The organism is Providencia sp. PROV156 (assembly GCF_028480905.1).
In the GTDB taxonomy this organism is placed as follows: domain Bacteria; phylum Pseudomonadota; class Gammaproteobacteria; order Enterobacterales; family Enterobacteriaceae; genus Providencia; species Providencia hangzhouensis.
On sequence record NZ_JAMPPE010000001.1, the window covers coordinates 101725 to 114378 of the forward strand.

A 12654-nucleotide genomic window follows, 5' to 3' on the forward strand; every position below is an offset into this window, starting at 1 on the left:
TGATATACTATAAAAAAGCGTATTCGAGATTTACAACTTCCAATAAACTTATATTTCTCAAATAAAAACCAATCATAAACTCATATAATAAAAGTTATTAAACCATTATTATTAGATTAATTAACACACCATTATCTTTCTATATTAAAATTAACGATAATTAACGCTAAACTCTGCATTAACATTCACTTTACCGTTAGTGATATTACTCGTCTTAATTAATGCACCATTATATGTTAATAATTGTTCACTACTTGATGAATTAAAACGCCATGTCACTACTTTACCTGAAGGGTTCTGAACTTCCCCATTTGTTGATTTAATACGCAGTGCTATTCCTTTTGCTGAATCTTGGCTTGTAGCATCTAATGCAAAATAATCCGCATTAAAACTATCTGGGGTACCACTCATCGAAACATCAGCAACTGCGGTTGATTCACAATTTTGTAGCTTAATCGTAAATGGTTTCTCGGCTACAACACTTCCTGAAGGGTAACTCACTGGCACATTTACCCTTTTAAAATCAACAATTTGATCTTTTGACCCAGTATCAACCTCACATCCCATCAATTTTATTTTGCCTTTAATCTGAACAAAAGCATCCAAAGCCAGTGCCCCTGATGAAACCAAGCTTATGCCTGCGACTAAAACAGTTCCCCTGAATAAACGGCTTATGTTCATCCTCTCTCTCCCATATTAAATAGCTATTATTTATTGATACCCAATACTGATATCAATACTCGCTTGTGCGAGACCACCGTCAACATTCCCTGTTTTATACAAAGTGGCTTCATATTCCAATGGCTGTGCCGTCGATGACCACTCAACAACTGTACCATCGGGTTTTTGCTTTTTATTCTTGTCCCCTTTTACGTTCACACCATAAACCAACCCTTGCGCACTGCCAGTGCCACTATTAATGGCAAAGTATTCAGGAAAGCCAGTATCAGCCTTACCAGACATACTCACAGAAACTTTATTAATTGTTCCCGCACAATTAGATAATTTTAATGAAAACGGTTGGGTGACCAAGCTAGAGAGACCAGTTCCACTTTTCGTCGTTGTCACTGTTTTAAAATCGATTTCTTGATTCTTACCACTATTTCCAAATTCAACATCACACCCTGTAACGACTGCATTTCCAGTAAAATTTAACGATAAATCACTAGCCGATGAAAATAGGGGGCATAGCGAAAAAACTATGCCAAAAATATAACAATATCTGTACGAATATAATTTCATAATTAGTCCAAATAATAATCGCAGATCAAAATTAACGAATAAAGATGCTAGTTCTTGAATTAATCATTGCCTTATAATAAATATATAAATTATTGAATAACTTCTATAGTAAAAGTAGATAAATTAAACTTCCATTGTCGCTTTAAGAAAATAAAATGACAATGTTATCAATTATTTTAAATATCTATAATACCATTCAATATATTAGTATTTCATTTATATGCTACGCTAACTTCGGCAACTGAACGAACATCTCCCCCGGTTATTGCATCTAACGTCTTAACTAATTCAGCACGATAAGGTAAAGTCACGCTAGCCCCTGAAAGGCTTCCCCAAACAACCGTGTCACCAACTGGCTTCTGGACTTTTTCTCCACCGGTTGTTTTCGCAATAATTTTAACACCAACGCCTCTAGACATATTTGCACCTTTATCAATCGCAAACAGTTCTCCACCGGCTAAATCCGTATCAGCAGTCCCTTTCATTGAAACATCAATGCCCTTCAAATCTGCACAATTTTGAAATTGCAGATTAAAATCTTTTTTAGCTATTGAGCTTCCTTTGACTGCATTTTTAACTACGGTAACATCTGAAAAGTCAACTAATTGGTCTTTACCTGTACCTGTTGAAATATCACAGCCCGCCAATTTTATTGTTGCTTTCAATGTTAATGTTGCATCAGCCGCTTGTGCGCCTGAAATTAAAGCGATACCTGCCATAGCGCTTATCAGCGTTAATACAAAAGTTTTTTTCATTTATATAACCTTGGTTCTATATTGTTAATAATAATATTTTTAAATAGATAATTTATATTAATTATATTTCACAGTAACATTCACAAGCCCGGTAATTGCACCCGCAGTTACTGGACCAGTTTTATATAATGTGGCTTTAAAAGGAATATTATTTGTTGCTGCTGTTCTTGCCCATAAAACCTCTTTCCCTGGTGACTGAACAGTTTTTGCTGTATCTGTTCCCTTAATACCAACCGCTAAGCCACCAGCTTTCCCCGCCCCTCCATCGATCGAATAGTAATCAGCAAATCCCGTCACGGCCTTGGTTGTATCCATCACTAAACTGATATTCTTAAGATTCACACAATTGGTAAAATCTAAAGAAAAATCCACATCTTTCAAGGCCGAAGTCCCTGATCCATCTGCTGCCGCTTTCGCCAAATCTATAGTACCGAAAGCAATCGCTTTTGTTTTACTACTTACGGAGATATCACACCCTGTTACCACAACATTTCCACTAAAGTTCAAAGTAATATCCGCTGCATGTGCTGCACCGCTGACTACAATCAATAATGATAAAGCACCCACTTTTTTCATTGTTGACCACGGGAAATTACGACTATTTTCCATTGCCTTACTCATAATAGTTATCTCCATTGTTATTATCTAAAGTCTAAACGCACGGTTACAATTGATGAATACTTGCCTACCGCAGGGGCTAGACCAGTACTGCTGATAGGGTAAGTTTTGATAGTTACCGAACCATTTTGGTTACTATCTAACTGTAAAGGGAGTTTCCCTGTCGTTGGCGTCAAACGACCATTCGGTCCTTCTATTGCAATAGCAATATCTTTATTAGTCGTACTAAAACCATCATTAGTTCGGTTTGGGTCAGCAGTACCAACAAAGCGCATATCTAAATTTGCATAAGCATCCATATTAGAGCATTTAATACTTAACGTTTTAGACTGTGGAACTATCCCGGCAGGCATGCCCCCCTTACCAGCCGCAACAAAATTTTGCTGAGCAGCATCATTGAATGGAATTGATATACTCTGTCCCGCATTAATTTCACAGGACTGTGGGGCGGTTACATCAACATTAATACCTATAATAGCAATACCAGGTCCATTCTGCTGACGATCATTATTAGCATACATAATATAAAAATCCGGAATACTAAAAGCAGTATTACCAACAAATGATTTCTTTATATAGAGATCCATTCTTCCGCGGCTACCGCTAGAGATAGTCTGTTTTATTTGACTTCGACCAAATTGGTTAAGATTCGTATTTGGACACTTCCCTTGAGAAGTATTATTAGAAATACCTCTGAAGGGAACTTGGTGCATAGTGGTGTTATTTATACTTTGGTCCCAAATTGCAACAAAAGTTCTGACATCTATATATTCATTAACGCTTTCCCAGCCTGATGCATGACCAGTAGTCGCCCCATTATTCCCCTTATAATATGCTGAATAATAAGTCTGATTCCATTCCTCACCGGGTACGCATGCACAAACTATATTGTATGATGTTCCATCTTTCCAAGTAAATTTCGATAGGAGTTCAGTACCAGCCTTGTTAAATGACGCACCAATATCACCAGTAAGACTGAGTGTATACTTCGTTGGTGCCCCATCAGGATAACAAACGTTATAGAACTCTGTTTCAATCCCAGCACGGCTATCAGGTATATTCAGTACTAAAGCAACCAATAAGCTAGGAGTCAATAATAGTTTTGACATGCAAACATTAAATAGCTTTCTCATTACAATCTCCAAATTACTGGCATACAGCTTGAGTCTGAATTATACCAATGGCATCTTTATTCGCTGCTTTCACTGGTAGTTGATAATTAACTGAGCAACTTTGTGCCGCTTGGCGTCCCCATTTAATTTCCAGTTTGCCGCTTTCCGGCAACCCACTGATAAATAACTGACCACCCTCTCCAACTATGGAACTATTCACTACTTTTTCATTGTTTTGCACTAACTGTGCAGATGCACCAAAAGGTATCACTGTGCCGTTTTTATGTTTCAATGTAATCAGTGCGCGGTAACCAACTTGTGTGATAAATTCAACCTTAGAAATCGCACCTTTACTTGGCACAACACGCTTAGCACTTTCTTGTAATTCCACATTGTCACCCAATGTTTTTGTATCTAACTCAACATGGTTAAATCGATAGGCTTGAGCAAAAGGTAATACGGCATAACCACGCCAGTCTGTTTTAACACCGGTATAACTTGTAATATTGGTATCTTTGGCGCCAACAGCTTTCACTAAAATTGCAGTTTCATTAATTGGTTGGGAAAGTGTTACACCATCACCATGGATTAAAACACCACCTTCCACACCATAGTTTAACTGCCTTGAATCTTTACTATAGTTATAACCAAAGTTCATATTACCGTAGCCGCCGCGGTAGCTAAGACTGGCTCCCCCACCGTTACCCTGCCCTTTAGAACTATATCTCTCCTGCACGCTATAACTGAGGTTATTATCATCGAGCAATGTCCCTGAAATACCGGCCTGGTGAGTTGTAGGTCCATGACGCTGACTAATCATACTGTAAGTCGCCCATGAGTTAGGTAATAAGGCAGATAGCGGAAATGAGCCATTGAAGCTGAAAATTTGGTCTGTTTCTCTTTGATTAGGATATGTTGCTCGGCTATAAGAAACACCGTAATTTAAAGGGCCCCAGTTATTGTTATAACCTACTTGTAATCGAGTCTGCTTACCTTGCCCTTTCCAGAAATCTTGCCGGTTAGCAGAAAAATAGATAGACCCTAAGTCTTTACCTAGCTGCTGCGTTAATGTTCCTTCAAGGCGATAGCGTCGGTGGTAAGAATAGCGGCTATCATCTGCGAGATCCCAATCTTGATATCTACGCTCAACGGCTTCTTGGAAGGTATAAAACCCTTCCGTTGAATAACGGTATCCTAATAAACGAAAGTCCGTTCCCGTATTTGCAAAAGATTTAGAATACAATAAGCGATAAGATTGACCTGTAGAGCCATTACCATATCGTGTTACATCTTTGCTATGAGCTGTCGTAATATCAAAAGAATATGCACCAAAATCGCCGATATTCTGACCAGCTCCTAACACCAGAGAACGGTAGTGTTCTGCAACTTGCAGGCCACCATAAGCGGTCAAACTATTCAGGATCCCCCAAACAAGTGAGCCTTGCGTTACAAATGGTCGCTGGCTACTATGCCCATTACGATATTGTCCCGCTGCAAGTGCATACTTAATTTGCCCTTGACGGCGCAAAACAGGCACACTCGCAAAGGGTTGAATAAAGCTTTGGATTGTTCCATCCGACTCTTTTATTTCTACCTCAAGGTCTCCACTCGCAGCGGTTGGATACAAATCAGTGATAGCAAATGGGCCAGGAGCCACATAGCTCTGGTAAACGGTATACCCATTTTGCTTAATCGTCACCGTCGCATTAGTACGTGCAATCCCACGAACTACAGGTGCATAGCCCTTCAGGCTATCCGCTAGCATGTCATCATCAGTACCGATTTGTGCACCACGAATTTGTACACTGTCGAAAATATCACCGGGTGTATAAGTATCCCCCATAATTATTTGCGACTTTAATTGGACAACATACCGCTGGAGATAGGTATTAATATTTCTCCAGCTATTATTACCATTACTACTGTTCCACGTTGAATAATTACGTAAGCGCCATGCCCCCACGTTAAGCCCAGAACGTAAACTCAAAAAATAGCTATCACTCGACTTATCACTAATATGACTGCCTGTGTTCGTCGAGTTACTCCCTGTAAAGCTATAGTTTGTTAGCAGCGCAGGGATCCCTTCATCCCACATTGATGGGTCAATCGTTCCCTTTGCTAAATTGGTCAAAGATGCTTGTGGAAAGCTTAAATACAATCTCTGCTGATTAAAATCAAAATGAGATGATGCATAAGGGATAATTTTCTCAAAAGCTGAGAATGGCTTGCATTGAACGGGATCCTTTCCATATTGTGCTAACTGTGGAAAAGCTTCAACACGTACACCATAAGCTTGTAGTTGCTCATATGAAACACAAGGCTCAAGTGCTACTCTATCAGAGGAATAGCTTGCTTTATTCTCTCTGGTACTGAATTTTATATTCTGTTTCGCTACTGATTGTTCATTAACATAAATATCAACCAAATACTCACCAGGTAATTGGTCTACATCACCTTTTGATAATAAAGAAAAATCCGCAACGCTATTACTATTAATATTTTCTAAAAATTGAGAGTTAAACAATTCTTTGGCTAAAACAGGATAGGCGCTAAATATTCCCAATGTAATGCAAGAGAAGGCCAAAAAATTCTTTCTATATCGTGTTTTGTTCATTCCCTCGTTCCCTCTAATAAATATATTGCGCAAAAAATTCCCTATAAGAAATCAATAATAAAATGCTTTAAAACGCTATTATTTTATTTATTATTTTGCTTGTTTATTGAAGTATTGCTTTTTGCAATTCAGAAGTGCCACCATAATCATTAATAGTTGTAAACACTATCTGAGCACCTATATTCACTTTTGATGGCAGTTTATATGTAGTGCTGCTCATAGGTAGGACAAGGTCGACTTTATCTATTTCACTACCATTCACTTTCACTTCACTTAATGTGACAGAAAAAGGCGTATTATTAACTATACGTAAGCTATCACCCTCTTTTTTCCATACCAGAGCCTTATAGGAATCTATTGGGTTACCTTTCAAGCCAGCAGGTCTATAGAATAATTTCATTCTAGTTTTAATTGCTAGTTGTAAAGTATTAGCACTTTCTTCAGCTGGAGCGGGTGGAATAGCTTTTACATTGACATAATAAACCGATTCGCGATCTTCAGGTAAATTTCCACCAGCACGTACAATACGCAACATATTTTCTTTAACCGGATCTAATTTAAAAAGTGGCGGCGTTATAATAAATGGAGTCTTGTTATTCCCTGAAGCATCTTCAACCCAAGACTGAATTAAATAAGTACTTTTATCATTATTGTTTTTTAAACTAAGATTAGCTTCTCTCTTTGAGCCATCAAATACAACACGGGTGGAACCGACAACGACACCACCAGCAGCATAAATAGAGAAACTAAAACACATAAGTAAAAAAACAAGTATTAACTTATTAATAAAAAGGCTATTAAGAATCATTACATCCCCTTCGAACAAAAAGCAGGCCACCAACATAGTGGCCTGAAGGAAATTAATATTATTTATATGTCAGGTTGAAGTCTGCTGTAGCATTAGCAGAACCCGCTTTCACATCTTTCTTAGTAGAAACATAAGCTGCTGAGAAATAAAGGGTATTTGAACCAACTTGTAATGCAGTATCAGCAGTCGCTGTACCTAAAGCTAATTTCTTACCTTTACCGTCATAGATTGCCACACCAACGTTTTCAGCTGCACCTTGGCCGCCATCAAGTGCTAAAAGTGTTGCGTCATCTCCGTTAGTTTGGCCCGCGAATGAAACTGCAACATTCTTGAATTGAGCCACATCACAATTCAGCAAGCTGATTTGGAATTTCTTATCCGCTGATTTAGCTCCTGCATCTGCGAATACAGCTGTTTTAACTTGAGCCATTTGAACAGTTTGGTCCCAAGAGTTCTGTGCTACCTCACATGGTGAAGTCACGATATCACCTACGAATTTAACTGTACCGTCTTTAGCATTAGCAACTTGACCAACACAAAGCGCAGCAAAAATAGCAGTAGCAATAATCTTTTTCATTTCTAATTCCTTTTTTACTGAATCAATATATAACCCAGTGTTAAAATATTTAATTTATTAATATATTATGGTTATCACTACCACATTAATTCCCATTAATGTCTGTGGTACCTGTTTAATCCATTAACTTATTAATCCTTATGCTATTAATCTGTTAAATAGAAATAGCTAGATACACTCTATGTAGTGAAATAGAGAAAAACATAGTTTCGTAAAGTTAGTTTCCATGATCGTCATTATCTATTAAAATAATATCATTCACCTCCTAGGTTTAGTTTAGGCTAATCTAATTATTAAGAATTGAAGGCTCTATTGTATTTTCCGTAAAACAGCAGAGACATCTGAACACAGCCACAGTGCATAGGTGTATTTTGAGAGGAATAGCCATAAAATGTAATAAGACAAAAAATCAATTTATGTAAGTTAATTATTAAATTTATGACAGATAAATATTACAAAAATATACATTGCAGCAAATTCAAACGCTCATTAAACTAATAAAAAAACAATTAATTTTTCATTTTGCACCTGCACCTAAGTTCATCGCGCTTTAATTTACTAGCCAGAAAGGGAAAAACATGAAAACAGTACTGATAGTCGACGACCATCCAGTAGCACGGCTTGCTGTAAGAATACTATTAGAAAAAGATGACATGACCATTGTAGGAGAAACCGCTGATGGCCATGAAGCTATCCAACTTGCCAAAACTCTCTCTCCCGACTTAATCATGATAGATATAGATATCCCATCACTTAATGGGATTGATGTCATGCAGCGATTGCGTAAAAATAACTACACAGGAGGGCTTCTTGTGTTATCTGCAAAAGATGATGACCATTACATTCGTCGCTGTGCAAGTGTCGGTGCCAGTGGTTTTATTAGCAAACGCAATAACTTAACGGAACTACATGTCGCAATTCATGCGATTAGAAATGGATATGGCTACTTTCCACTTAATCTGAATAAAATGGATGCTTCCCCTAGTAATCATCTTAATGACAAACAAAAAATCGCCGAGCTCTCCACAAAAGAACTACAAGTCTTACATTTACTGGCTAAAGGGATGAAAAGCATTAACATTGCACAACAAATGCGCATCAGCGATAAAACTGTTAGCACTTATAAAAGACGACTAATGCTTAAATTAGATCTTCACAATATTGCTCAGCTATACGACTTTATACAACGCAATAATTTGGATTAATATATCGATGCGTAACCTAATCCTAATAGTTTGCTTGCTTATTGGTCTATTTCCTTGCTCATTTTCTGCATTCCAACCTTATGAAGTCAGACTTTATAGTCAAATTGAAATTCTCCCATCAAAATTTGAATTAAGTGATTATGATTGGAGATGGCTAGGGGAAAAACAAGAATTAGCGATTGGTGTCTACGCGCCTAATAACCCCCCCTTTGATTTAGTATTAGAATCAGGAATTTATAAAGGAATTTCTGCAGATAGTATTATGGCCATCATGCGTAACTTAGGTTTGCGCTTCAAAATCATCTACTATCCCGATAGAGATATGGCATTACAGGGCCTGCTCAATGGAGAAATAGATATGTTAGCTGATGATGGCAAAAGGCAAAGAAACGAGAGCTATGGTTTTCTCAAAAGCGCTCCATATATTCCTGATTATCCTGTACTTATTTCACGAAAAGCAGCGATGTCCAATAAGCACCCAATACCTCATGGTGCTCGTATTGCTACCGTTCAAGGCTATCCAAGCAATGAATGGATCAAAAAATATTTTCCTGATGCTAAAATTGAACGTTTTCCTTTACCACAAAATGCGTTATCTTCCGTCGCATTTGGTGAAAATGATTACTTCCTAGGCAGAATGATCGTGGCTAATTTTTTACTTGAACGCCACTATGCAACAATATTATCCACTGCTGAGATTTTCTCTAATGAAAATATTGGCCCAGTCTTTCTCTTCCATCCTAAAAATGCGCAATTAAAACGTACTGTAGATATCATGTTAGGCTCAATATCATTAGCTCAGCATGATATTATTTTCCATCATTGGAGTTCAAAACCCGATTTATGGGCACTAAAACAATCTGTGGTATTCACACAAAAGGAAATAGATTGGCTAAAACAACACAATGAATTAAAGGTCGTTATCAATTCATTAAATGCCCCTTTTACATTTTATGATTCACAAAAACAATTTCATGGCCTTTCTGCAGATATACTTAACCTCATCCATTTCAAAACAAATATTAATTTTAAAGTCATTGAAGCAAGCTCTGAAAAAGATGAAATTGCTTTATTGAAAAAAAATAAAGGGGATTTCATTGCTTCAATTACAAAAAATTCAAAAAATGATACAAAATTACTATTTACTCGTCCTTATGTTCTCCCCCCATTTGTTTTAATTGTTAGAGACACGCCATTAGCACATAAAAAAATTGCTCAGACAGCAAAACTTGCGATTACCCCTGATAATGCAATTCACGACTGGCTAACAAAGAACTATCCTCAAGTGGAATTAATTGAAGCTCAAGATACCTATACTGCTTTGCAAATGGTCAATGAAGGAAAAGTAGATGGTACCATCGAGAATCTTATCAGCGCTCACTATATGATTGACCGATATTTTCGTAGTCGATTAAAAATCAGCGAACAATTAAGCGAGGATACAGCTTATATATCGTTTGCCGTAGGACGTGACCAGCCTGAGTTATATAGCATATTAGATAAAGCGATTGCATCTATTCCGCCGAGAGATATATCAGTATTAACTAATAAATGGCTAGGCTCACCAGATGTTAAAATGGATACATGGACAGTATACCGCACCGAGTTCTACACATTAGCTTGCATTGCCACTATTCTTATTATTACGTCTTTAATATGGAATTATTATTTACATCGTGAAATTCGATTAAGAAAATATACACAAAAACGCTTACAAGAACAGGCTATATTCTTAGAAACTCTTTATAATGGTACTCCTGTTCCTATTTATGTCATTGATAAAAGCGGAACGATAATAAATAGTAATTCAGCATGGGAGAGTTTTTTCAGCCCTGATAATGAAAACATAAAACAACTTTCATTGACATCACAACAACACCCGCTATCGACAATTTATCAAGAATTGCATTCTCTTTTCGATGAGCCTGATAGGCTAGTTTCTCCGCCTAAACGTTATCAAATAAAAAATAGAATGGGTGAAAGGGTCATAGTGCATCAAGCCGTCGCATATAGAGACAATCAAGGCAATATCTCTGGCCTTATATGTAGTTGGCAAGATATAACTGAACATGAACAGCTCCTTATCGAGCTCTCTAGTGCTCGCCAACGCGCAGAACATGCAAGCCAAACAAAAAGCAATTTCCTTGCTATCATGAGCCATGAAATTCGTACCCATATCAGCGCAATTATTGGGTTATTAGAATTAGCCGCCACGAATAAAAATCAGCAAGATGATATAACAGAATCAATTCAAATACCGTATGAGTCCGCATTATCATTGATGGGACTTATAGGCGATATTTTAGATATGGCAAAAATTGAGTCAGGAAAACTGGAACTCGTTCCTGAGTGGGTAAAAAGTAATGAATTAGCAACTCCCGTTGTCCGTTTGTTTGAAGGATTAGCTAAACAAAAAGGTATTTCTCTACATTATCATCTTAATGCAATCCATCCTGATGAAATATATATTGACGTTTTTCGACTACGTCAGGTTATTTCCAATCTACTTAACAACGCAATTAAGTTTACTTCAGAAGGAACTATTGAAGTTATCATTAATTATCTCCCCCAAAACCATGAAGAAAATATTTTAAGGATCATTATTTCTGATACAGGAATGGGAATTGAAGAGAACAGACAAGAATTGATTTTCTCCCCCTATACCCAAGCTGAATCAAGCAGTAAACATAAAGGAACAGGTCTTGGCTTAGCTATTTGTAAGCAACTTATATCCATGATGAATGGGACTATTACCTTATACAGCCAATTAGGGCATGGTACTCAATTTTTAATAGATATCCCCGTCAAGCATCGTAAAAACACTAGAGTTTCGCTTCCGACACTTTATAAGACCACAAAAAATAATAAACGCTTACGAATACTTGCCGTTGATGACCATCCTGCAAATCGCCTGCTATTAGTACGTCAATTAACAAGATTTGGTCATCATGTCACTGAAGCAAAGAGCGGGAAACAAGCCCTCGAATTATGGAAGAAAAATGCAATAGACATCGTAATTACCGATTGTAATATGCCTGATATTGATGGGTTAGAATTAACTCGGCAACTACGGGAAATATCCCCCCAAACTCTAATTATTATTGGATTAACTGCAGATGCAAGGCAAGAAGAACGCCAACGCTGTATAGAGGCGGGTATGGATGACTGCCTATTTAAACCTTTACGTCTATCTCAGATTGAAGCCCTGCTATTACGCTGCACCCTTCAACAAATAGAAGAAGATACAGAAGAGCCCATTCCACCAATGTTAAATAGTTTAATTAATTTAGATGCATTAATGCAGTTGACTCAGGATGACCAACAGTTATTAAATAAATTACTTCAAACGAGTCTTCAAGAAAATATAGAAGATATACAACAAGCAGAACGCTTATTCGAAAAACAAGACTGGCTTAATTTAGCGCATTATTGTCATCGTTTAGAAGGTTCTAGCCAAATTATTGGCGCTAAAAAAATCGCATTAGAATGTAAATTACTAGAAGAGTACTTCCTTACTGGTAATACATCTGATGAAGTAATATTACAATTTAACCAAACAATGCGATCAATCAAAACTTTAAATCAAGCTATTGAAATGTATATCACTATGCCACTTCAGAGCTAGATTTCCATGAGATGATTAGCAAGAAAATAGGGAACCGATAGCTAACGTGAATAATAGTTAGTTGTATTGTGTTCCCTAGAACAAGTTTTATTTAATTA

The 12654-nt window shown here is 37.1% G+C and carries 10 protein-coding genes; 2 read left to right on the forward strand and 8 right to left on the reverse strand.

Features of this window, described 5'->3' with window-relative positions:
* Nucleotides 1-150: 150 nt before the first annotated feature.
* The 8 genes from PSF31_RS00440 to PSF31_RS00475 form a co-directional block, all read right to left on the reverse strand.
* Nucleotides 151-681, reverse strand: a complete 531-nt coding sequence (locus PSF31_RS00440; protein ID WP_096863236.1) for a fimbrial protein — start codon at nucleotides 679-681, stop codon at nucleotides 151-153.
* A gap of 30 nt (nucleotides 682-711) precedes the next feature.
* Nucleotides 712-1242, reverse strand: coding sequence for a fimbrial protein (locus PSF31_RS00445; RefSeq protein ID WP_096863237.1), 531 nt, complete (start codon nucleotides 1240-1242; stop codon nucleotides 712-714).
* A gap of 212 nt (nucleotides 1243-1454) precedes the next feature.
* On the reverse strand, nucleotides 1455-1997 hold the full coding sequence (locus PSF31_RS00450; protein ID WP_096863238.1) for a fimbrial protein: 543 nt from the start codon (nucleotides 1995-1997) through the stop codon (nucleotides 1455-1457).
* 57 nt (nucleotides 1998-2054) lie between these two features.
* On the reverse strand, nucleotides 2055-2618 hold the full coding sequence (locus PSF31_RS00455) for a fimbrial protein (RefSeq protein ID WP_164561180.1): 564 nt from the start codon (nucleotides 2616-2618) through the stop codon (nucleotides 2055-2057).
* Nucleotides 2619-2638: 20 nt separating this feature from the next.
* Entirely contained in the window at nucleotides 2639-3709 is a 1071-nt protein-coding gene (locus tag PSF31_RS00460) for a fimbrial protein (RefSeq protein WP_272683172.1), read from the reverse strand.
* 52 nt (nucleotides 3710-3761) lie between these two features.
* Entirely contained in the window at nucleotides 3762-6341 is a 2580-nt protein-coding gene (locus PSF31_RS00465; RefSeq protein WP_096863241.1) for a fimbria/pilus outer membrane usher protein, read from the reverse strand.
* Nucleotides 6342-6444: 103 nt separating this feature from the next.
* Nucleotides 6445-7149 carry a fimbrial biogenesis chaperone gene (locus PSF31_RS00470; protein WP_141395888.1) on the reverse strand — a complete coding sequence of 235 codons (705 nt, stop codon included), beginning with the start codon at nucleotides 7147-7149 and terminating at the stop codon, nucleotides 6445-6447.
* A gap of 58 nt (nucleotides 7150-7207) precedes the next feature.
* Nucleotides 7208-7726 carry a fimbrial protein gene (locus tag PSF31_RS00475; protein ID WP_096863243.1) on the reverse strand — a complete coding sequence of 173 codons (519 nt, stop codon included), beginning with the start codon at nucleotides 7724-7726 and terminating at the stop codon, nucleotides 7208-7210.
* 578 nt (nucleotides 7727-8304) lie between these two features.
* Here PSF31_RS00475 and PSF31_RS00480 point away from each other — a divergent pair.
* Together PSF31_RS00480 and PSF31_RS00485 are read left to right on the forward strand one after the other, a co-directional pair.
* Nucleotides 8305-8931, forward strand: a complete 627-nt coding sequence (locus PSF31_RS00480) for a response regulator (RefSeq protein ID WP_096863244.1) — start codon at nucleotides 8305-8307, stop codon at nucleotides 8929-8931.
* 7 nt (nucleotides 8932-8938) lie between these two features.
* Nucleotides 8939-12556: a response regulator gene (locus PSF31_RS00485; protein WP_164561181.1), complete on the forward strand. Its 3618-nt coding sequence runs from the start codon at nucleotides 8939-8941 to the stop codon at nucleotides 12554-12556.
* Nucleotides 12557-12654 lie beyond the last annotated feature (98 nt).

Bases quoted from the DNA above. Each gene is read 5' to 3' on its own strand.
- PSF31_RS00475 (WP_096863243.1), bottom strand. From the start codon at position 7,726: ATGAAAAAGATTATTGCTACTGCTATTTTTGCTGCGCTTTGTGTTGGT.
- PSF31_RS00470 (WP_141395888.1), bottom strand. From the start codon at position 7,149: ATGATTCTTAATAGCCTTTTTATTAATAAGTTAATACTTGTTTTTTTA.
- PSF31_RS00450 (WP_096863238.1), bottom strand. From the start codon at position 1,997: ATGAAAAAAACTTTTGTATTAACGCTGATAAGCGCTATGGCAGGTATC.
- PSF31_RS00445 (WP_096863237.1), bottom strand. From the start codon at position 1,242: ATGAAATTATATTCGTACAGATATTGTTATATTTTTGGCATAGTTTTT.
- PSF31_RS00465 (WP_096863241.1), bottom strand. From the start codon at position 6,341: ATGAACAAAACACGATATAGAAAGAATTTTTTGGCCTTCTCTTGCATT.
- PSF31_RS00455 (WP_164561180.1), bottom strand. From the start codon at position 2,618: ATGAGTAAGGCAATGGAAAATAGTCGTAATTTCCCGTGGTCAACAATG.
- PSF31_RS00480 (WP_096863244.1), top strand. From the start codon at position 8,305: ATGAAAACAGTACTGATAGTCGACGACCATCCAGTAGCACGGCTTGCT.
- PSF31_RS00485 (WP_164561181.1), top strand. From the start codon at position 8,939: ATGCGTAACCTAATCCTAATAGTTTGCTTGCTTATTGGTCTATTTCCT.
- PSF31_RS00440 (WP_096863236.1), bottom strand. From the start codon at position 681: ATGAACATAAGCCGTTTATTCAGGGGAACTGTTTTAGTCGCAGGCATA.